Source organism: Enterobacter sp. H2G27, assembly GCF_054403075.1.
Window position 1 is genome coordinate 628,984 of sequence record NZ_JBSVSI010000001.1, and the last position, 20,547, is coordinate 649,530.

At 54.6% G+C, this 20,547-nt stretch carries 15 protein-coding genes, 4 tRNA genes and 3 rRNA genes; 18 read left to right on the top strand and 4 right to left on the bottom strand.

Going from position 1 to position 20,547, the window contains the following annotated elements; translation table 11 throughout:
• Positions 1–188: 188 nt before the first annotated feature.
• The 7 genes from ACW9E7_RS02905 to dkgB all read left to right on the top strand — a co-directional run bounded on the left by ACW9E7_RS02905 (position 189) and on the right by dkgB (position 6,417).
• Positions 189–1,728 (top strand): 16S ribosomal RNA (locus ACW9E7_RS02905).
• 69 nt (positions 1,729–1,797) lie between these two features.
• Positions 1,798–1,874, top strand: a tRNA-Ile gene (locus ACW9E7_RS02910).
• A 106-nt stretch (positions 1,875–1,980) separates the two neighbouring features.
• A tRNA-Ala gene (locus ACW9E7_RS02915) sits at positions 1,981–2,056 on the top strand.
• A gap of 170 nt (positions 2,057–2,226) precedes the next feature.
• A 23S ribosomal RNA gene (locus ACW9E7_RS02920) occupies positions 2,227–5,131 on the top strand.
• A gap of 73 nt (positions 5,132–5,204) precedes the next feature.
• A 5S ribosomal RNA gene (gene rrf, locus ACW9E7_RS02925) occupies positions 5,205–5,320 on the top strand.
• Together the 16S, 23S and 5S rRNA genes with 3 tRNA genes alongside form the textbook arrangement of a ribosomal RNA operon.
• A 56-nt stretch (positions 5,321–5,376) precedes the next feature.
• Positions 5,377–5,453 (top strand) — tRNA-Asp (locus tag ACW9E7_RS02930).
• Between the two features lie 160 nt (positions 5,454–5,613).
• A complete protein-coding gene (gene dkgB, locus ACW9E7_RS02935; RefSeq protein WP_458727230.1) occupies positions 5,614–6,417 on the top strand; it encodes a 2,5-didehydrogluconate reductase DkgB in 804 nt (267 codons plus the stop codon).
• A 29-nt stretch (positions 6,418–6,446) separates the two neighbouring features.
• Here the strand turns inward: dkgB and yafC are convergent, their stop codons facing one another.
• Positions 6,447–7,352: a DNA-binding transcriptional regulator YafC gene (gene yafC, locus ACW9E7_RS02940; RefSeq protein ID WP_458727231.1), complete on the bottom strand. Its 906-nt coding sequence runs from the start codon at positions 7,350–7,352 to the stop codon at positions 6,447–6,449.
• A 104-nt stretch (positions 7,353–7,456) separates the two neighbouring features.
• On the opposite strand from yafC, the gene ACW9E7_RS02945 reads away from it, so the two are divergent.
• From ACW9E7_RS02945 to ACW9E7_RS02955, 3 genes are all read left to right on the top strand, one after another.
• Complete coding sequence (locus ACW9E7_RS02945; RefSeq protein WP_115874285.1) at positions 7,457–8,632, top strand: MFS transporter; 1,176 nt, start codon at positions 7,457–7,459, stop codon at positions 8,630–8,632.
• A gap of 136 nt (positions 8,633–8,768) precedes the next feature.
• Entirely contained in the window at positions 8,769–9,569 is an 801-nt protein-coding gene (locus ACW9E7_RS02950) for an endonuclease/exonuclease/phosphatase family protein (RefSeq protein ID WP_024909448.1), read from the top strand.
• Positions 9,570–9,644: 75 nt separating this feature from the next.
• The gene (locus tag ACW9E7_RS02955) at positions 9,645–10,418 is read left to right on the top strand and encodes a class I SAM-dependent methyltransferase (protein WP_458727232.1); all 774 of its coding nucleotides are present in this window, start codon (positions 9,645–9,647) and stop codon (positions 10,416–10,418) included.
• Between the two features lie 52 nt (positions 10,419–10,470).
• On the opposite strand, the gene mltD is transcribed toward ACW9E7_RS02955, so the two are convergent.
• Both mltD and gloB read right to left on the bottom strand, forming a co-directional pair.
• On the bottom strand, positions 10,471–11,835 hold the full coding sequence (gene mltD / locus ACW9E7_RS02960; RefSeq protein ID WP_115874287.1) for a murein transglycosylase D: 1,365 nt from the start codon (positions 11,833–11,835) through the stop codon (positions 10,471–10,473).
• A 68-nt stretch (positions 11,836–11,903) separates the two neighbouring features.
• The gene (gloB, locus tag ACW9E7_RS02965) at positions 11,904–12,662 is read right to left on the bottom strand and encodes a hydroxyacylglutathione hydrolase (RefSeq protein WP_115874288.1); all 759 of its coding nucleotides are present in this window, start codon (positions 12,660–12,662) and stop codon (positions 11,904–11,906) included.
• 32 nt (positions 12,663–12,694) lie between these two features.
• Here gloB and ACW9E7_RS02970 point away from each other — a divergent pair, with 32 nt between their 5' ends.
• Positions 12,695–13,411, top strand: a complete 717-nt coding sequence (locus ACW9E7_RS02970; protein WP_115874289.1) for a class I SAM-dependent methyltransferase — start codon at positions 12,695–12,697, stop codon at positions 13,409–13,411.
• Here ACW9E7_RS02970 and rnhA read toward each other — a convergent pair whose 3' ends face one another.
• Positions 13,412–13,879 carry a ribonuclease HI gene (rnhA, locus tag ACW9E7_RS02975; RefSeq protein ID WP_008500276.1) on the bottom strand — a complete coding sequence of 156 codons (468 nt, stop codon included), beginning with the start codon at positions 13,877–13,879 and terminating at the stop codon, positions 13,412–13,414.
• A 64-nt stretch (positions 13,880–13,943) separates the two neighbouring features.
• Between rnhA and dnaQ the strand changes: the two genes are divergently transcribed.
• The 7 genes from dnaQ (at position 13,944) to ACW9E7_RS03010 (ending at position 20,546) form a co-directional block, all read left to right on the top strand.
• Positions 13,944–14,675, top strand: a complete 732-nt coding sequence (gene dnaQ, locus ACW9E7_RS02980; RefSeq protein ID WP_458727233.1) for a DNA polymerase III subunit epsilon — start codon at positions 13,944–13,946, stop codon at positions 14,673–14,675.
• A gap of 132 nt (positions 14,676–14,807) precedes the next feature.
• A tRNA-Asp gene (locus tag ACW9E7_RS02985) sits at positions 14,808–14,884 on the top strand.
• A 376-nt stretch (positions 14,885–15,260) separates the two neighbouring features.
• Complete coding sequence (locus ACW9E7_RS02990) at positions 15,261–15,980, top strand: FadR/GntR family transcriptional regulator (protein ID WP_023334601.1); 720 nt, start codon at positions 15,261–15,263, stop codon at positions 15,978–15,980.
• Positions 15,977–16,990 (top strand): ABC transporter ATP-binding protein, encoded by a 1,014-nt coding sequence (locus ACW9E7_RS02995; RefSeq protein ID WP_458727234.1) that lies wholly within the window; start codon positions 15,977–15,979, stop codon positions 16,988–16,990. The genes ACW9E7_RS02990 and ACW9E7_RS02995 overlap by 4 nt, the downstream gene beginning before the upstream one ends.
• Positions 16,987–18,069, top strand: coding sequence for an ABC transporter ATP-binding protein (locus ACW9E7_RS03000; RefSeq protein WP_458727235.1), 1,083 nt, complete (start codon positions 16,987–16,989; stop codon positions 18,067–18,069). Before ACW9E7_RS02995 ends, ACW9E7_RS03000 begins: the two co-directional genes overlap by 4 nt.
• 2 nt (positions 18,070–18,071) lie before the next feature.
• Positions 18,072–19,586 (top strand): ABC transporter substrate-binding protein, encoded by a 1,515-nt coding sequence (locus ACW9E7_RS03005; protein ID WP_458727236.1) that lies wholly within the window; start codon positions 18,072–18,074, stop codon positions 19,584–19,586.
• Positions 19,587–19,604: 18 nt separating this feature from the next.
• Positions 19,605–20,546 carry an ABC transporter permease gene (locus ACW9E7_RS03010; protein WP_023310491.1) on the top strand — a complete coding sequence of 314 codons (942 nt, stop codon included), beginning with the start codon at positions 19,605–19,607 and terminating at the stop codon, positions 20,544–20,546.
• Position 20,547: the final 1 nt, after the last annotated feature.

A 20,547-nucleotide genomic window follows, 5' to 3' on the forward strand; every position in this document is an offset into this window, starting at 1 on the left:
TAATATACGCCACCTCGCAACGGTGAGCAAAAGCCGCGTTGCACTGCTCTTTAACAATTTATCAGACAATCTGTGTGGGCACTCAAAGTGACATGGATTCTTAACGTCCTCGGACGAAAAATGAATACCAAGTCTCTGAGTGAACATACGTAATTCATTACGAAGTTTAATTCACGAGCATCAAACTTAAATTGAAGAGTTTGATCATGGCTCAGATTGAACGCTGGCGGCAGGCCTAACACATGCAAGTCGAGCGGTAACACAGGGAGCTTGCTCCTGGGTGACGAGCGGCGGACGGGTGAGTAATGTCTGGGAAACTGCCTGATGGAGGGGGATAACTACTGGAAACGGTAGCTAATACCGCATAACGTCGCAAGACCAAAGAGGGGGACCTTCGGGCCTCTTGCCATCAGATGTGCCCAGATGGGATTAGCTAGTAGGTGGGGTAATGGCTCACCTAGGCGACGATCCCTAGCTGGTCTGAGAGGATGACCAGCCACACTGGAACTGAGACACGGTCCAGACTCCTACGGGAGGCAGCAGTGGGGAATATTGCACAATGGGCGCAAGCCTGATGCAGCCATGCCGCGTGTATGAAGAAGGCCTTCGGGTTGTAAAGTACTTTCAGCGGGGAGGAAGGCGTTGAGGTTAATAACCTCAGCGATTGACGTTACCCGCAGAAGAAGCACCGGCTAACTCCGTGCCAGCAGCCGCGGTAATACGGAGGGTGCAAGCGTTAATCGGAATTACTGGGCGTAAAGCGCACGCAGGCGGTCTGTCAAGTCGGATGTGAAATCCCCGGGCTCAACCTGGGAACTGCATTCGAAACTGGCAGGCTAGAGTCTTGTAGAGGGGGGTAGAATTCCAGGTGTAGCGGTGAAATGCGTAGAGATCTGGAGGAATACCGGTGGCGAAGGCGGCCCCCTGGACAAAGACTGACGCTCAGGTGCGAAAGCGTGGGGAGCAAACAGGATTAGATACCCTGGTAGTCCACGCCGTAAACGATGTCGACTTGGAGGTTGTGCCCTTGAGGCGTGGCTTCCGGAGCTAACGCGTTAAGTCGACCGCCTGGGGAGTACGGCCGCAAGGTTAAAACTCAAATGAATTGACGGGGGCCCGCACAAGCGGTGGAGCATGTGGTTTAATTCGATGCAACGCGAAGAACCTTACCTACTCTTGACATCCAGAGAACTTTCCAGAGATGGATTGGTGCCTTCGGGAACTCTGAGACAGGTGCTGCATGGCTGTCGTCAGCTCGTGTTGTGAAATGTTGGGTTAAGTCCCGCAACGAGCGCAACCCTTATCCTTTGTTGCCAGCGGTTAGGCCGGGAACTCAAAGGAGACTGCCAGTGATAAACTGGAGGAAGGTGGGGATGACGTCAAGTCATCATGGCCCTTACGAGTAGGGCTACACACGTGCTACAATGGCGCATACAAAGAGAAGCGACCTCGCGAGAGCAAGCGGACCTCATAAAGTGCGTCGTAGTCCGGATTGGAGTCTGCAACTCGACTCCATGAAGTCGGAATCGCTAGTAATCGTAGATCAGAATGCTACGGTGAATACGTTCCCGGGCCTTGTACACACCGCCCGTCACACCATGGGAGTGGGTTGCAAAAGAAGTAGGTAGCTTAACCTTCGGGAGGGCGCTTACCACTTTGTGATTCATGACTGGGGTGAAGTCGTAACAAGGTAACCGTAGGGGAACCTGCGGTTGGATCACCTCCTTACCTTAAAGAACCTGCCTTTGTAGTGCTCACACAGATTGTCTGATGAAAAACAGCAGTAAAAATCTCTGCAGGCTTGTAGCTCAGGTGGTTAGAGCGCACCCCTGATAAGGGTGAGGTCGGTGGTTCAAGTCCACTCAGGCCTACCAAATTTTCCCTGATACTGCGTTGCGGCAACGCTCACATACTGATGTATGCTTCGCGTTACCACGCCTTGTCTCAGGAAAAATTACCGGTACAGAGATTGCAAACGATGGGGCTATAGCTCAGCTGGGAGAGCGCCTGCTTTGCACGCAGGAGGTCTGCGGTTCGATCCCGCATAGCTCCACCATCTTTTACTGCAAACACAAGAAAACTTCAGAGTGAACCTGAAAAGGTGCACTGCGAAGTTTTGCTCTTTAAAAATCTGGATCAAGCTGAAAATTGAAACGACACATCTTAATGGTGTGTTCGAGTCTCTCAAATTTTCGCAATCAGAAGTGAAACATCTTCGGGTTGTGAGGTTAAGCGACTAAGCGTACACGGTGGATGCCCTGGCAGTCAGAGGCGATGAAGGACGTGCTAATCTGCGAAAAGCGCCGGCGAGGTGATATGAACCTTTGACCCGGCGATGTCCGAATGGGGAAACCCAGTGCAATTCGTTGCACTATCGTTAACTGAATACATAGGTTAACGAGGCGAACCGGGGGAACTGAAACATCTAAGTACCCCGAGGAAAAGAAATCAACCGAGATTCCCCCAGTAGCGGCGAGCGAACGGGGAGCAGCCCAGAGTCTGAATCAGCTTGTGTGTTAGTGGAAGCGTCTGGAAAGTCGCACGGTACAGGGTGACAGTCCCGTACACGAAAGCACACAGGCTGTGAACTCGAAGAGTAGGGCGGGACACGTGGTATCCTGTCTGAATATGGGGGGACCATCCTCCAAGGCTAAATACTCCTGACTGACCGATAGTGAACCAGTACCGTGAGGGAAAGGCGAAAAGAACCCCGGCGAGGGGAGTGAAAAAGAACCTGAAACCGTGTACGTACAAGCAGTGGGAGCACCTTCGTGGTGTGACTGCGTACCTTTTGTATAATGGGTCAGCGACTTATATTCTGTAGCAAGGTTAACCGTATAGGGGAGCCGAAGGGAAACCGAGTCTTAACTGGGCGTTAAGTTGCAGGGTATAGACCCGAAACCCGGTGATCTAGCCATGGGCAGGTTGAAGGTTGGGTAACACTAACTGGAGGACCGAACCGACTAATGTTGAAAAATTAGCGGATGACTTGTGGCTGGGGGTGAAAGGCCAATCAAACCGGGAGATAGCTGGTTCTCCCCGAAAGCTATTTAGGTAGCGCCTCGTGAACTCATCTTCGGGGGTAGAGCACTGTTTCGGCTAGGGGGCCATCCCGGCTTACCAACCCGATGCAAACTACGAATACCGAAGAATGTTATCACGGGAGACACACGGCGGGTGCTAACGTCCGTCGTGAAGAGGGAAACAACCCAGACCGCCAGCTAAGGTCCCAAAGTCATGGTTAAGTGGGAAACGATGTGGGAAGGCACAGACAGCCAGGATGTTGGCTTAGAAGCAGCCATCATTTAAAGAAAGCGTAATAGCTCACTGGTCGAGTCGGCCTGCGCGGAAGATGTAACGGGGCTAAACCATGCACCGAAGCTGCGGCAGCGACACTATGTGTTGTTGGGTAGGGGAGCGTTCTGTAAGCCGTTGAAGGTGTGCTGTGAGGCATGCTGGAGGTATCAGAAGTGCGAATGCTGACATAAGTAACGATAAAGCGGGTGAAAAGCCCGCTCGCCGGAAGACCAAGGGTTCCTGTCCAACGTTAATCGGGGCAGGGTGAGTCGACCCCTAAGGCGAGGCCGAAAGGCGTAGTCGATGGGAAACAGGTTAATATTCCTGTACTTGGTGTTACTGCGAAGGGGGGACGGAGAAGGCTATGTTAGCCGGGCGACGGTTGTCCCGGTTTAAGCATGTAGGCGGAGGTTCCAGGTAAATCCGGTACCTTATTAACGCTGAGGTGTGATGACGAGGCACTACGGTGCTGAAGTAACAAATGCCCTGCTTCCAGGAAAAGCCTCTAAGCATCAGGTAACACGAAATCGTACCCCAAACCGACACAGGTGGTCAGGTAGAGAATACCAAGGCGCTTGAGAGAACTCGGGTGAAGGAACTAGGCAAAATGGTGCCGTAACTTCGGGAGAAGGCACGCTGATATGTAGGTGAAGCCCCTGCGGGTGGAGCTGAAATCAGTCGAAGATACCAGCTGGCTGCAACTGTTTATTAAAAACACAGCACTGTGCAAACACGAAAGTGGACGTATACGGTGTGACGCCTGCCCGGTGCCGGAAGGTTAATTGATGGGGTTAGCGGCAACGCGAAGCTCTTGATCGAAGCCCCGGTAAACGGCGGCCGTAACTATAACGGTCCTAAGGTAGCGAAATTCCTTGTCGGGTAAGTTCCGACCTGCACGAATGGCGTAATGATGGCCAGGCTGTCTCCACCCGAGACTCAGTGAAATTGAACTCGCTGTGAAGATGCAGTGTACCCGCGGCAAGACGGAAAGACCCCGTGAACCTTTACTATAGCTTGACACTGAACACTGGTCCTTGATGTGTAGGATAGGTGGGAGGCTTTGAAGCGTGGACGCCAGTCTGCGTGGAGCCGTCCTTGAAATACCACCCTTTAATGGCTGGTGTTCTAACGTAGACCCGTGATCCGGGTTGCGGACAGTGTCTGGTGGGTAGTTTGACTGGGGCGGTCTCCTCCCAAAGAGTAACGGAGGAGCACGAAGGTTAGCTAATCCTGGTCGGACATCAGGAGGTTAGTGCAATGGCATAAGCTAGCTTGACTGCGAGAGTGACGGCTCGAGCAGGTGCGAAAGCAGGTCATAGTGATCCGGTGGTTCTGAATGGAAGGGCCATCGCTCAACGGATAAAAGGTACTCCGGGGATAACAGGCTGATACCGCCCAAGAGTTCATATCGACGGCGGTGTTTGGCACCTCGATGTCGGCTCATCACATCCTGGGGCTGAAGTAGGTCCCAAGGGTATGGCTGTTCGCCATTTAAAGTGGTACGCGAGCTGGGTTTAGAACGTCGTGAGACAGTTCGGTCCCTATCTGCCGTGGGCGCTGGAGAATTGAGGGGGGCTGCTCCTAGTACGAGAGGACCGGAGTGGACGCATCACTGGTGTTCGGGTTGTCATGCCAATGGCACTGCCCGGTAGCTAAATGCGGAAAAGATAAGTGCTGAAAGCATCTAAGCACGAAACTTGCCCCGAGATGAGTTCTCCCTGAGACTTTAAGTCTCCTGAAGGAACGTTAAAGACTATGACGTTGATAGGTCGGGTGTGTAAGCGCAGCGATGCGTTGAGCTAACCGATACTAATGAACCGTGAGGCTTAACCTTACAACGCCGAAGATGTTTTGGCGAAGAGACAGAACAATCAAATTTCAGCCTGATACAGATTTAACAGAATTTGCCTGGCGGCTTTAGCGCGGTGGTCCCACCTGACCCCATGCCGAACTCAGAAGTGAAACGCCGTAGCGCCGATGGTAGTGTGGGGTCTCCCCATGTGAGAGTAGGGAACTGCCAGGCATCAAATTAAGTAGTAAGCCGGTGCATTAATCCGGTGGTTACAAGCAGTCTTCGGTGGAGCGGTAGTTCAGTCGGTTAGAATACCTGCCTGTCACGCAGGGGGTCGCGGGTTCGAGTCCCGTCCGTTCCGCCACTTATTAAAAGCCCTGAGCGTTAGCTCAGGGCTTTTTTCTTATCTGACGCTTAATTATTGCGAAATCAGCAAAAATCCTCTGCGTTTTGCGATCTTTTTCTCTATAACAACGCCAGCGATAATCGTCCTCAGTTTACGAACATAACGATTGAGGAATAGTATGACTCTCCCCGCATTTGGTCTGGGCACTTTCCGCCTGAAAGACGACGTTGTTATTGCATCAGTTAAAACCGCACTCGAACTGGGCTATCGCGCGGTTGATACGGCGCAGATCTATGAAAACGAAGCTGCCGTAGGACAAGCTCTCGAAGAGAGTGGTGTACCGCGTAATGAGCTGTTCATCACCACGAAAATCTGGATTGAGAATCTCAGCAAAGACAAGCTGATCCCAAGCCTGAAAGAAAGCCTGAAAAAACTGCGTACTGACTATGTAGATTTGACGCTGATCCACTGGCCATCACCGAATGATGCCGTCTCCGTGGAAGAATTCATGCAGGCATTGCTGGAAGCGAAAAAGCAGGGATTAACCCGCGAAATTGGGATCTCCAACTTCACGATCCCGCTGATGGAAAAAGCTATTGCTGCTGTTGGCGAAGAAAATATTGCGACCAACCAGATTGAGCTGTCTCCGTACCTGCAAAATCGTAAAGTCGTGGACTGGGCAAAACAGCACGGGATCCACATCACCTCATACATGACGCTGGCCTACGGTAAGGCGCTGAAAGATGAAGTGATTACGCGTATCGCTGAGAAACATAACGCGACTGCCGCGCAGGTCATTCTGGCATGGGCAATGGGTGAAGGTTATGCTGTGATCCCATCATCAACTAAGCGTGAAAACCTGGCCAGCAACCTGTTAGCAACGGATCTTCATCTGGATGCTGACGATAAAAAAGCGATTGCCGCGCTGGAGTGCAACGATCGTCTGGTCAGCCCGGAAGGTTTAGCTCCTGACTGGGATTAAGTTTGACCCGCCCTCTGTAACCTGAACCCTCACACCGCTCCTCCGGGAGCTGTTTTTATATGTTCACTCAGAAAATCAATAAAGGCACGAATGCGCGTACTCACAGCTCTGTCACTGTAATACACCGCGCTAAAAGGCATTTCGACCGGCAGGCGTTTATCGGCCATCAATTCCACCAGCTCACCCCGGGCAATCTCCTTATCAATCATATAGTCTGACAAGCAGGCGATACCATTTCCTTCAAGGCACAGCTGCTTCAGCGTTTCCCCGCTGTTAGATGACAATCCGCTCGTAATTTCATGAAGTTGACCATCATGACAGGCGACAGGCCAGGTGTTCAGCGATACCGGCTCCGTAAAGCCCAGGCACAGATGCTGCTTCAGTTCTTCAACCGTCTCCGGTTTACCATGTTCAGCAATATACTGTGGCGACGCGATAATTTTACGGTAGCTGGCAAACAGAGGGCGGGCACGCAAGCTTGAATCGGTCAGCGTTCCCGCCCGAATAGCCACATCCACTTTACGCTCGATGAGGTTAATAAACGTCTCTGAGGAGACGAGAGAAAGCGTCATCTCCGGATAGCGTTCGCGGAAAGGTTTAATCAGCGGCATCAGAAAGTGAAGCACAACCGGCGTGGCTGCATCAATGCGCAGCAATCCGCGCGGCGTGCTGCGGGTCTCCATTATCTCGGTCTCCGCTGCGGCCATCTCCTGCAGTACCGACTGCACGCGGCGAAAATAACGCTCTCCTTCTTCCGTCAGGCTCAGCTGTCGCGTCGTTCGGTTGAGTAGACTCACTCCAAGCTTCATCTCCAGTTTTTTTACCGAACGGCTAATGGCTGAGTTAGCCTGTCCCAGCTGGTCGGCCGCGCGGCTAAAGCTGCCGCTTTCAACGACGGCGACAAAGATTGTCAGCTCTTCCGATGTAGCTTTCATTGTTGCACCACCTGCAAAATTCTATTGAGATTTTGACCATTTTTGTTATTTAAGCACTGGCGCATACTGCCTGTCATCTTAATCCTGATGATACGGAGTATTTTATGCCACTGGCGCTACTTGCCCTGACGATCAGTGCCTTTGCAATTGGCACGACCGAATTTGTTATCGTGGGACTGGTTCCCACTATTGCTAATCAGCTTGCGATCTCGTTACCTTCTGCCGGGCTGTTGGTGTCTATCTACGCCCTGGGCGTCGCCGTCGGGGCGCCAGTGCTGACTGCACTGACCGGGCGTTTTCCGCGTAAGCAGCTGTTAGTCGCGCTGATGGTGCTGTTCACCGCCGGCAACATTCTGGCCTGGCAGGCGCCGGACTACACCACGCTGGTGATTGCCCGTCTGTTGACCGGCCTTGCGCACGGGGTGTTCTTCTCGATTGGTTCCACTATTGCAACCAGCCTGGTACCCAAAGAGAAAGCGGCCTCCGCCATTGCGATCATGTTTGGTGGACTTACCGTTGCACTCGTTACGGGCGTACCGCTGGGAACGTTCATCGGACAACACTTCGGCTGGCGCGAAACGTTCCTGGCCGTCTCCTTACTGGGGGTCATCGCCCTGGTGACCAGCCTGCTGCTGGTGCCGTCGAATATTCCAGGCCGGGCGAGCGCCAGCCTGCGCGATCAGCTGAAGGTGCTTACGCATCCGCGTTTGCTGATCATCTACGCGGTAACTGCATTGGGTTATGGCGGCGTATTCACCGCTTTCACCTTCCTGGCTCCGATGATGCAGGATCTGGCTGGCTTCTCCCCCAATGCCGTAAGCTGGATTTTGCTGGGATACGGTATTTCCGTTGCCATTGGCAATATCTGGGGCGGCAAGCTTGCAGATAAGCATGGCGCGGTACCAGCGCTGAAATTTATCTTCGCCGCGCTGGTTGTTCTGCTGATGATTTTCCAGTTCACCGCTTCGATACACTACGCCGCGCTGGTCACGGTACTGGTCATGGGGATCTTCGCCTTTGGCAATGTGCCCGGGCTTCAGGTTTACGTTGTCCAGAAAGCCGAGCTTTATACGCCTAATGCAGTGGATGTGGCTTCCGGCCTGAATATTGCCGCTTTTAATATTGGTATCGCGCTGGGCTCCATCGTTGGTGGGCAAACCGTCGAACACTTCGGATTAACCCAGACCCCGTGGATTGGAGCGGTGATTGTCCTGGTGGCCTTCCTGCTGATTGGCCTGAGTGGGCGCCTTGATAAACCTGCTCGCGTCGCGCTGGGTTAATATAAGTAAGCGCTTGCTTACAAAACTGGAAAGCGGTTTCTCAGAAATTGCGTTGAAAGTGTGACCTAAAGTCCCTATAACATTAGAACCAGTCCGTTTTCCGGACTGGTTCATGTTACAGAGGCTGTTTCCAAAAGTGCGAAAAAATACCTATGCCATGCGTTATGTAGCCGGAATGCCCGCGGAGAGGATCTTGCCTCCGGGGTCATTTGCGAGCATAAGCCAGGCATTACCCGCCGGCACGCCGTTAAGCAGCGATGAAAAAATCCGCGTACTGGTGTGGAATATCTTTAAGCAGCAGCGTGCCGAATGGTTATCGGTACTCAAGAATTTTGGAAAAGATGCCCACCTGGTTCTGCTCCAGGAGGCGCAAACCACCCCGGAGCTGGTACGGTTTGCCACCACGAACTATCTTGCCGCCGACCAGGTGCCTGCATTTGTTCTGCCGCAACATCCCTCAGGCGTGATGACGCTTTCTGCAGCACATCCCGTCTATTGCTGTCCGCTGCGCGAACGCGAGCCTATCCTGCGTCTGGCGAAATCGGCGCTGGTGACGGTCTATCCGCTGCCGGATACCAGAATGCTGATGGTTGTGAATATCCATGCGGTAAACTTCAGCCTGGGCGTGGATGTCTACAGTAAGCAGTTACTTCCGATCGGCGATCAGATAGCGCATCACAGCGGGCCCATCATTATGGCCGGCGATTTCAATGCCTGGAGCCGTCCTCGCATGAATGCGCTCTATCGCTTCGCGCGCGAAATGTCGCTGCGTGAAGTTCGTTTTAGCGACGACCAGCGCAAAAAAGCCTTTGGTCGTCCTCTCGATTTCGTCTTCTATCGTGGTTTGAGCGTGCACGATGCCTCTGTTCTGGTGACGCGCGCCTCGGATCATAACCCTCTACTCGTCGAATTCAGTCCCGGCAAACCTGATAAATAATGGTGTGTCAGGTCTGCCGTGGGGCAGGCCTGCGCGGGTGCTGCCCTTTATTTTTCACTCACAAAGGACAGTACGATGACAACAACACACTCCCATCATGACAACGTAGAAAGACAGTTTGGTTCTCAGGCAAGTGCCTATCTGAGCAGCGCTGTACACGCTTCAGGCCGCGATCTGGTGCGTCTCGGTGAGCGCCTGTCGGCATTTCCGCAGGCGCACGTGCTGGATTTAGGCTGCGGGGCAGGGCATGCCAGCTTTACGGCTGCGCAGCAGGTGGCACACGTTACCGCGTATGACTTATCCAGCCAGATGCTGGAGGTGGTTGCTGAAGCGGCGAAAGCGAAGGGGCTGGACAACATCAATACGCGCCAGGGCTATGCCGAATCCTTACCGTTTGATGATGCGTCGTTTGAGGTGGTTATCAGCCGTTATTCCGCTCACCACTGGCATGATGTCGGCCAGGCATTACGCGAGGTCAAACGCGTTCTGAAGCCGGGCGGCACATTCATCATTATGGATGTGATGTCACCTGGGCATCCGGTGCGCAATATCTGGCTGCAAACGGTAGAAGCGCTGCGCGATACCTCGCACGTGCAAAACTACTCCAGCGGAGAGTGGTTGTCGCTTATTACTGAAGCGGGGCTGATCGCGCGCGCGTTGATTACCGATCGCTTACCGCTGGAGTTCAGTTCCTGGATCGCTCGTATGCGCACCCCGGAAGTATTAAGTCAGGCGATCAGGCTGTATCAGGAGAGTGCATCCGCGGAGGTAAAGGCGTATTTTGAACTGCAGAACGATGGTTCATTCACCAGCGATACCATCATGGCTGAAGCGCAAAAAGCGGGATAAACAAAAAAGGCACCGAGGGGAATCGGTGCCTTTTTATCTTTCGATCGTGCTATCAGGAGTCTGGCGTAGCGCTGTTCTTCACAAACAGCGTCAGCTGGTCGCCAGGTTTCAGATTGTCAGTATCATTGTTCCAGCGCATCACATCCTTGATGTTTACGCCGTGTCGTTTTGCGATACTGGACAGTGAATCGCCCTTGCGCACGCGATAGGTAATGCTATCGCTGTTGCTGGCGAGACGCTGTGCGCTGCTACCTGCACCTACCGTCAGAGTCTGACCCACTTTCAGGCCGGAGCTGCGCAGATTATTCCACTGCTGCAGATCTTTCGCATTCACGCCAAGACGTGACGCAATGCCCGAAAGCGTATCACCTGAACGAACCTTATAGCTGCGGCTGTTGACTGATGATGCATCCGCGATCAGCGTTGACTGAACGGCGGCGATTTCACCAGAAGCTAAAGACTCACGTAACTGGTCAGCATGTTTCTGCGGAACCATTACATACTGCGGGCCACTTGCCCCCAGGGTTGAGCCTTTAACGCCAGCATTAAAGGTTTTCAATTTACTTACCGACATACCCGTCATATCAGCAACCTGTTGAATATCAACTGGATTGCTGAGGCGAACACGCGCCAGTGCACGACTTTCGTCTGGTGTTGGCAGTTGTACACCATAACGCTTGCTGTTCTTGAGAATATCGCTCAAAGCCAGCATTTTCGGTACGTAAATCTTTGTTTCCTGTGGCAGTGAGAGCGACCAAAAATCGGTGGATTTACCCCGTGCTTTATTCGCTTTCATTGCCTTCAGTACACGACCTTCGCCACTATTATACGCTGCGACCGTTAACAGCCAGTCGCCGTCAAACATCTTGTTCAGACGTTGCATCATGTCGAGAGCGGCTGTCGTTGAAGCGACAACATCGCGACGCGCATCATAGTTGCGGGTCTGTTTCAGACCATAGTTTCGCCCTGTGCTCGGAATGATCTGCCAAATGCCTGCGGCATTGGCGCCAGACGTCGCGTGTGGGTCAAAAGCGCTCTCCACTATGGGTAGGAGTACCAGCTCCATAGGCATGTTACGTTTCTTAACTTGCCCGGCTATCCAGTACATATACGGCTCTGCCCGTAACGTTACATCGTGGAGATAGCTCTTATTTCTTAAATACTTCTGTTTCTGTTCGCGAATCCGGGTATTTTCCGGAATTCCCATCTTTAGCTCGTCGCCAATAGAGGTCCACAAGTCTTGATCCTGCGCGAAAGATGTTCCATCGTCCATCCAGCGCGCCGAACTTGCAAACTTCCCTGCTTCCCCTTGACCAGCTGCAGAAAGGCTCTGTGCGTGCTGTTGTACGTTGCTGCCATTCTGTGACTGGCAACCTACAAGCAGGACAGAGGCGAGTAATATCGCTTTTGCCTTCATGTGTGTGTCAATAGTTGCTTAAAAGACGAGCGATGATAACGGCGAAATTTTGAAAAGGCAACCCGCAATTATCTGAAGTTATCTTTCTTTGACCTTAACCATGCAAATCGCTGTTCTGGTTGTTGCAAATTTGTTTCTTGGTTAATTTTATTAATTAAATCAGTATCATCTGTTCGTAAAAATAAATTAATTTGGCGCTCGTTTTTCAGAATTACGGGGAGTGTTTTTTGGTTTTTTGCACGTAACTCCTTCACTTTGTGATAATAATCCTGAATCGCCCGATCCTCAGGCAACAGGCTGACGGCAAACTTCATATTTCCTAATGTATACTCATGAGCGCAACAAATAACGGTGTCATCGGGCAATGCGTTAATCTTCTGTAAAGACTGGTACATTTGCGCTGGCGTACCTTCAAACAATCTTCCGCAGCCTCCGGAGAACAGGGTATCGCCGCAAAAAAGATAAGGCTTACTGTAGAAACACAGATGTCCCAAAGTGTGACCCGGTGTAGCAAATACGGAAAACTCCCACTCACGTATGAGGATATTTTCGCCTTCTTCGACTACATGCGTGATTCCCTTATCTTGTGCTTCTGCCGGTCCGTAAACCACAAGATGCGGAAAATGAGCGTGCAGTTCAGGCACGCCGCCAGTGTGATCGTTATGATGATGCGTCAACAGAATGGCTTCTGGCTGCCAGTCGTTCTCTTTTATTGCGCGCAGAACAGGGGCCGATTCTCCGGGATCGACAATGACGCATCGACGATCGTCGTCAACCAAAACCCAGATGTAATTGTCCTGAAACGCTGGAATACTGATAAGATTCATACATTACCTCTTATAGCGTGGCGGGTGTTTTGATGAAACCGGCAAGGATACCTCAGACTGTCGCAGCACCGGAACGTTGGGCGGAATTGCCCTGGGGTGAATATTATCGCGAAGCGTTAGAACAACAGCTGAAGCCCTGGCTTGCGAAAATGTATGGCTTTCACCTGCTTAAGATTGGCAATCTCAGCGCGGAAATCAATACCGAAAGCTGCGCTATCTCGCATCAGGTCAACGTCTCTCTCGGCGGATCGCCGGTTCAGGTAAAAGCAGATCCGTTGCATCTGCCGTTTGCGGAAAAATCCGTTGATGCGTGTTTACTCGCTCACACGCTGCCCTGGTGCAGCGATCCGCATCGTCTGCTTCGTGAAGCCGATCGCGTGCTTATTGATGACGGCTGGCTGGTACTTAGCGGATTCAATCCGTTAAGCCTGATGGGGCTGCGTAAGCTGGTGCCGGTGCTACGCAGGAATCCACCTTACAACAGCCGGATGTTCACCATGATGCGCCAGCTCGACTGGCTTTCACTGCTGAACTTTGAAGTGCTCTGCTACGGTGGTTTTCAGGTGCTGCCCTGGGCGCGTCAGGGTGGCGTGGTGCTGAGCACCCATCTCCCCGCCCTGGGCTGTTTGCAGTTTATCGTCGCGCGTAAGCGAACCATTCCCCTTACGCTTAACCCCATGAAGCAGAGCAAATCGAAAACGCCAATCCGCCAGACCGTTGGCGCCACGCGGCAATACAAAAAGCCGTGATCAGGATTCGGGCTGATAGCCCGCGTCCTCATGCGCAGGGTTAGCGGCCGCCGCACGCGCCAGCTCGTCACAACGTTCGTTTTCCGGATGGCCGGCGTGCCCTTTAACCCACTCCCATTTAATCTGGTGCTGACCCAGCGCAGCATCAAGACGTTTCCAGAGATCGACGTTCTTGACCGGTTTCTTATCGGCGGTTTTCCAGCCGCGTTTTTTCCAGTTATGGATCCACTGGGTGATCCCCTGACGCACGTACTGACTGTCGGTACTTAACACCACGTCACAATGTTCTTTTAATGCCTCCAGCGCCACGATGGCCGCCATCAACTCCATCCGGTTGTTGGTGGTCAGAAAATAGCCTTCACTAAAGGTTTTTTCGTGCTGGCGATAGCGCATAATCGCGCCGTAGCCGCCGGGCCCTGGGTTACCGAGACAAGATCCATCGGTGAAAATTTCTACCTGTTTACGCATCTCTGGTAGACTTCCTGTATTCGAAACGTTCAGTTAAACGATAAGTCTGACATAAATGACCGCTATGAGCACTGCAATTACTCGCCAGATCGTCCTCGATACCGAAACCACCGGTATGAACCAGATCGGCGCGCACTACGAAGGGCATAAGATCATCGAGATCGGCGCCGTTGAAGTGGTGAACCGTCGTCTTACGGGGAACAACTTCCACGTTTACCTCAAGCCCGATCGGCTGGTGGACCCCGACGCGTTCGGCGTTCACGGGATTGCCGATGAGTTCTTGCTGGATAAGCCGACGTTTGCGGATGTGGCTGACGAGTTCCTGGAATACATCAAGGGCGCCGAGCTTGTCATCCATAACGCCTCGTTCGATATCGGCTTTATAGACTATGAATTCAGCAAGCTTAATCGTGATATCCCGAAGACGAACACCTTCTGTAAGGTGACGGACAGTCTGGCGCTGGCAAGGAAGATGTTCCCCGGCAAGCGTAACAGCCTGGATGCACTCTGCTCGCGCTACGAGATAGACAATACCAAGCGAACGCTCCACGGGGCGTTGCTCGATGCCCAGATCCTGGCCGATGTCTATCTGACGATGACCGGCGGGCAGACGTCAATGAAGTTCAGTATGGAAAATGAGTCTCAGCAGACGCAGGGCGAAGCGGGTATTCAGCGTGTTGTCCGTCAGGCAAGCCGGCTACGGGTTGTTTTAGCCAGTGATGAAGAGCTGCTTAACCACGAATCCCGTCTTGATCTGGTGCAGAAGAAGGGCGGCAGCTGTCTGTGGCGTGCCTGAAAAAACGCCGGAATGCCTGTAAAATCATCGTTTGGGCGATTTTTGCAGCAAACGATTCAAAACGCGAGAAAAAGCGTTGACGAGATCGGAGGCGCACCGTAATATGCGCCTCGTTCCCCAAACGGGAACAGTGGAGCGGTAGTTCAGTCGGTTAGAATACCTGCCTGTCACGCAGGGGGTCGCGGGTTCGAGTCCCGTCCGTTCCGCCACTATTCAGAAGGCCTGAATCAGAAATGATTCAGGCCTTCGTCGTTTCAGCGTTCTGTAATCTCATCCTCTCTCTTTTCGTTAATAAAAAGTTAATGTTTTTAGTGCAATTAATTAACAATTGCACGGATGTGGTGCGTTATTTGCACTGTTGTTGTGCATTTTTCCACCGCGCCTCTCTTCAGACCTCATTCAGAATGTGTCTTTCTGTAAAAAAATCACGCAAAATCATTTGGTTATCTCCCGCGCCCAAAAAAAGACCGAACCAATTCAGTATTGGTTTGTTTATTGCTTAATCATTAGCACGATAAGCGTCATTCCATATCAATAACTTATCGTTAATAAAAATAAAGCAATGATGAAAGCGAGCGAACCAATATGGAAAAACCGTCACGGTTTCTGGCCAATTCCAGCACCGCGCTTGAGCAGTTGCGCGGGCTTATCAACCAGCACGAGTCAACACCAGGCATACCGCTGCCCACGGAACGTGAGCTGTCGGACACTCTCGGCGTAGGGCGACGTGAAGTGCGTCGTGCGCTCGACGTGCTGGAAGAAGAGGGGCGCATCTGGCGTAAGCAGGGCAAAGGGACCTTTATTGGCCCGGCGGCACCCGTTGAACCGCTGGCCCTTCAGGGATTGGTTCAGCAGACCAACCTTCTGGAAGTGATGGAAGCTCGTCTACAGCTCGAACCCGGCTTAGCCCGGCTTGCGGCACTGCGTGCCACCAGGGAAAACCTCGCGCTTATGCAGCGCATGCTGGAACGCATCGACAAGGTCAGCCCGGACGACCGCGATCTCAACGAACTCTGGGATAGCGCCTTTCACCGGGCTATTGCCGAGGCTGCGGGCAACCGCCTGATGCTCGGCCTGTTTGATGCCATTGATGCCGTTCGGCGCGAACCGGGCTGGCAGCATCTTCGTGAATTAGCCCGCACGCCCGAACGTGTCGACAGCTATAACGACCACCACCATAAGATCATGTCTGCGATTATCCATCGCCAGCCTAATGAAGCCGCGGCCGCCATGCGCGAACACCTGCTCAGCCTGCAAACCGCCCTGATTCAGGCGATCCACCTTGAGGACGACTTCACGCCATGACGACAATCCCCTTTAAGGACGCCACGCCCGTACTGCAAGTACAAAACCTCAACGTTACGTTCGCGGGCTCGCCGGTTAGCGTGCTTGACGGTATCTCGTTGACCGTCAGGGCGGGCGAAACGCTGGCGCTGGTGGGAGAATCCGGCTGTGGGAAAAGTATCACCTCCCTGGCGCTGATGGGGTTACTGCCCGCCAGCGCACGGATCGTCAGCGGGGAGATGCAGTTTCGTCGCCACGATCTGCGCAAGCTCTCGCTGCGGGAATATGCCGACCTGCGCGGCAGCGAGCTGGCGATGGTTTTTCAGGAGCCGATGACCTCGCTCAATCCGGCATTTACGCTGGGGGATCAGCTGAGCGAAGCGGTTATGCGACACCAGAACGTCTCGCGCGCAGAGGCGATGAAGGTCGCGCTGCAGATCCTCGAGAAAGTGCAGATCCCAGCGGCAGAGATGCGCCTCAAGGCTTATCCTCACCAGCTTTCCGGCGGCATGCGCCAGCGGGTGATGATTGCAATGGCGCTGATTAACCACCCCAAACTGCTGATTGCCGACGAACCGACCACTGCGCTCGACGTCACCATCCAGGCGCAAATCCTCGCCTTGCTCAACACCTTAAAAGAAGAAACCGGCACGGCGGTACTGATGATCACCCACGATTTGGGCGTGGTGGCAGAAGTCGCCCAGCAGGTAGCGGTGATGTATGCCGGACAGGTGGTAGAGCAGGGAAGCGTCGAGGCGATATTTGCCGATCCGCAGCACCCTTACACCATCGGCCTGATGGGCTCGATTCCCTCCCTTGGCGCACGCAAGGGCCAGCTCTCCACCATTCCCGGCGCGGTCCCGCTCCCGGAATCCATGCCGCAAGGCTGCCGTTTTGCGACGCGCTGCCCGTTTGCGCAGTCGCGCTGCCATGATGAAAAACCGCAGCTCACCACGCTCGGCGCGGGCCATCGGGTCGCCTGCTTCCGCGTGCCGCTCGAACATCACATTGCCCTGGGAGAGACCGCATGACCACGCCCATACTTGAAGCCCGTGACCTCAGCAAGCTTTTCCCAGGCCCCAAAAAGCTCTTTACTCCGGCGCGGTTTGTCACGGCGGTCGATCGCGTGTCGCTTGCCGTCATGCCGGGCGAAACGCTGGCGATTGTCGGCGAGTCCGGTTCCGGAAAATCCACGCTTGGCCGTCTGCTGCTGCGCCTGCTGGCCGCCAGCGAAGGGCGCGTATTTTATCAGGGGGAAGAGATCACCCACGCCTCGGGCGCGCGCCTCAATCAGCTCCGCCGCGAGCTGCAGATCATCTTTCAGGATCCCTTCGCCTCCCTGAACCCGCGCATGACGGTGGAGCAGATCGTCGGCGAGCCGCTGTGGCTGCACCAGAACATGAAGAAAGCGGACCGCCAGTACCGCGTTGCCGAGCTGCTTAAAACCGTGGGCTTGCCTGCCGCCTGGGCCGGGCGCTATCCGCACGAGTTTTCCGGCGGACAACGCCAGCGTATCGGCATTGCGCGCGCGCTGGCCTCGGGACCGAAGCTGCTGCTGGGGGATGAGCCGGTTTCCGCGCTGGACGTCTCCGTCCAGGCGCAGGTGGTTAACCTGCTGGAGAGCCTGAAGAACCAGCTGGGGCTGACGATGGTGATTGTCGCCCACGGTCTGGCGGTGATCCGCCACATGAGCGATCGCGTGGCGGTCATGTATCTCGGGCAAATCGTCGAGCTTGCCACCGTTGACGAGATTTTTGACGCGCCGCTGCACCCCTATACTCAGGCGCTGATCGCCTCGGCGCCGCAGATGCAGCCGGGCACTGAACGCGACGCGCCGCTGCTGCAGGGGGATCTGCCCAATCCGGCCAGCCCGCCGTCCGGCTGCCGTTTCCACACCCGCTGCCCGTACGTCACCGACGAATGCCGCCAGGTCGTGCCGATCAATCAGGTGCTCGACGGTGGACGTCAGGTTGCCTGCCACCGCTGGCAGGAGATCAACCGCGATCGCAGCGTTATTCAGATCGCACCGCCATCCGCCGCATTTCTGCGCCGCCGCGCGCTGTTTGAACACGCGGTTACCCACTCGTCCCTTCCTTCAAGGAACTCATGATAATGACAATCCGTAATTCTCTTTTGACCGTACTGGGAAGCGTTATGTTGCTTGGCGCGGTGCTGCCCGCCCATTCTGAAAGCGTGCTGCGTATTGGACTCGGGGCAGACCCGGACATGCTCGACCCGCATCTGGCGCGCACCTACTATGGCCGCTTCGTCTTCGCCTCCCTGTGCGACAGGCTGGTGGACTTGGATGAAAACCTGAAGGTCGTCCCCGGTCTGGCCAAAGACTGGGCGTGGAGTGACGACGGTAAAACCCTGACGCTCAATCTGCGCGAAGGCGTCACCTTCCACGACGGTGAGAAATTCGATGCTGCCGCGGCAAAATACAACCTCGACCGCGCCCTGACCTTAAAAGGCTCTCTGCGTAAAAGCGAGATCTCCTCCGTTGAATCGGTAGAGGTCACCGGCCCGATGCAGATTGCGCTGCACCTGAAAACGCCTGATGCCGCGCTGCTGATGCAACTCACCGACCGTGCGGGCGCCATGATGGCCCCTGAAGCGGCGAAAAAGCCTGACTTTGCCGCCCATCCGGTCTGCTCCGGCCCGTATAAATTCGACAGCCGCGTGTCCCAGGACCGCATCGTTTTGAGCCGCTTCGATAACTACTGGAACAAAGACGCCTACCACTTCGACAAAATTATCTATCTGCCGATCCCGGATGCCTCCGTGCGTCTGGCGAACCTGCGCGCGGGCGATCTTGACCTGACCGAAGGCATCGCCGCCAGCGACGTTAAAACCGTCGAAGCCGACAGCAAGCTGGCGCTGGCGAAGATAACCGGCCTGGGCTATCAGGGCATTACCTTCAACATCAACAACGGCAAGATGCCGGCCAACGACCCGTTCAAAGATGCCCGCGTGCGCGAGGCATTTTCTCAGGCTATCGACCGCGATGCGCTAAACCAGGTGGTCTTTGAAGGGTTGTATACGCCAGCCAACCAGGCGTTTTCGACGGTGAGTCCGTATCACGTCAACCTGCCGGTCCCGCCGCGTGACGTCGATAAAGCCAAAGCCCTGCTCAAAGCGGCAGGCGTCACCGCGCCGCTGACCGTCAACCTGCTGGTGCCGAACAATTCCACCTCACAGCAGGTGGGGCAGGTGCTGCAGGCGATGGTCGCCGAGGCGGGTTTTAACCTGAACCTGCAGATGACCGAATTCGCCACGCTGCTGGACCGCCAGCAGAGCGGGGATTATCAGCTGAGCTTCTCTGGCTGGTCGGGGCGCCCGGACCCGGACGGCAGCATCTACGGCTTTATCAACAGCAAAGGCACGCTTAACGACGGCCGCTACAGCAACGTGCAGGTCGATGAGTGGCTGATCCAGGCGCGCCAGAGCACCGACCAGGCCGCACGCCAGCCGCTGTACGACAAGGTGGTGAAGCAGCTGCAAACGGATATGCCGATTGCCTACCTCTACTTCGAGCCGCGCATTTTCGGTCTGAACAAAAGCGTGCAGGGCTTTAAGCCATACCCGGACGGCATCGTGCGTCTGGCGGGTTTGACGCTGGCGAAATAAACGTCCCGAGGAGAACCCATGCTGGAACTGATTTGCAAACGTCTGCTGCTGGCTATTCCGACGCTACTGCTGGTGAGCATGATGGTATTCGGGCTGCAAAAGCTGCTGCCCGGTGATCCGCTGATTGCTATGGCCGGCGAGGAACGCGATCCGGCGGTGATCGCCCAGCTGCGCGCGGAGCTGAACCTGGATGCGCCGATCCCGGTTCAGTATTTCCACTGGCTGACGCGGGCGCTGCAGGGCGATCTGGGCGTCTCCTTACGTACGCATGAACCGGTGACGCAGCTGATCGCCAGCAAGCTGCCGGTCACGCTGGAGCTGTCGCTGCTGGCGATGATTATCGCGCTGGTGTTTGGCATCAGCATGGGGATCCTCGCGGCGGTGAACAAAAACAGCTGGGTCGATCACGGGGCGAACTTCGTGGCGATCTCGGGGATCTCGATCCCGCACTTCTGGCTGGGGATCCTGCTGATTCTGGTCTTTTCGGTAAACCTGCAGTGGCTCCCCGCGTCCGGCTATGTGCCGTTCAGTGAAGATCCGCTCCAGAACCTGCGCACGCTGCTGCTCCCCGCATCCGTGCTCGGAACGGGTCTCGCGGCAACGCTGATGCGCCACACCCGCGCCTCGATGATTGCCGTGCTGAAGGCGGACTATATCCGCACCGCGCGGGCGAAAGGGCTACTACCGAAAGCGGTGATCCTGAAGCACGCCTTTCGCAACGCGCTGGTGCCGGTAATCACCCTCACCACGCTGCTGTTCGGCGAGCTGCTGGGCGGCGCGGTGCTGACCGAGCAGGTTTTCACCATTCCGGGCTTCGGCAAGATGATCGTTGATTCGGTTTTCAACCGTGACTACGCGGTGGTGCAGGGCGTAGTGCTGATTGTGGCAATCGGCTTCCTGATGCTCAACCTGCTGGCGGACGTGCTCTACGTCCTTATCAATCCGAAAATGCGAGGGTAAC

What these genes read in the sequence shown, in the direction of transcription:
- yafC (WP_458727231.1), bottom strand. Translation starts at nt 7,352, where the DNA reads ATGAAAGCTACATCGGAAGAGCTGACAATCTTTGTCGCCGTCGTTGAA.
- gloB (WP_115874288.1), bottom strand. Translation starts at nt 12,662, where the DNA reads ATGAATCTTATCAGTATTCCAGCGTTTCAGGACAATTACATCTGGGTT.
- ACW9E7_RS03010 (WP_023310491.1), top strand. Translation starts at nt 19,605, where the DNA reads ATGCTGGAACTGATTTGCAAACGTCTGCTGCTGGCTATTCCGACGCTA.
- dkgB (WP_458727230.1), top strand. Translation starts at nt 5,614, where the DNA reads ATGACTCTCCCCGCATTTGGTCTGGGCACTTTCCGCCTGAAAGACGAC.
- ACW9E7_RS03005 (WP_458727236.1), top strand. Translation starts at nt 18,072, where the DNA reads ATGACAATCCGTAATTCTCTTTTGACCGTACTGGGAAGCGTTATGTTG.
- ACW9E7_RS02955 (WP_458727232.1), top strand. Translation starts at nt 9,645, where the DNA reads ATGACAACAACACACTCCCATCATGACAACGTAGAAAGACAGTTTGGT.
- mltD (WP_115874287.1), bottom strand. Translation starts at nt 11,835, where the DNA reads ATGAAGGCAAAAGCGATATTACTCGCCTCTGTCCTGCTTGTAGGTTGC.
- ACW9E7_RS02990 (WP_023334601.1), top strand. Translation starts at nt 15,261, where the DNA reads ATGGAAAAACCGTCACGGTTTCTGGCCAATTCCAGCACCGCGCTTGAG.
- dnaQ (WP_458727233.1), top strand. Translation starts at nt 13,944, where the DNA reads ATGAGCACTGCAATTACTCGCCAGATCGTCCTCGATACCGAAACCACC.
- ACW9E7_RS02995 (WP_458727234.1), top strand. Translation starts at nt 15,977, where the DNA reads ATGACGACAATCCCCTTTAAGGACGCCACGCCCGTACTGCAAGTACAA.
- ACW9E7_RS02945 (WP_115874285.1), top strand. Translation starts at nt 7,457, where the DNA reads ATGCCACTGGCGCTACTTGCCCTGACGATCAGTGCCTTTGCAATTGGC.
- ACW9E7_RS03000 (WP_458727235.1), top strand. Translation starts at nt 16,987, where the DNA reads ATGACCACGCCCATACTTGAAGCCCGTGACCTCAGCAAGCTTTTCCCA.
- rnhA (WP_008500276.1), bottom strand. Translation starts at nt 13,879, where the DNA reads ATGCGTAAACAGGTAGAAATTTTCACCGATGGATCTTGTCTCGGTAAC.
- ACW9E7_RS02970 (WP_115874289.1), top strand. Translation starts at nt 12,695, where the DNA reads ATGAAACCGGCAAGGATACCTCAGACTGTCGCAGCACCGGAACGTTGG.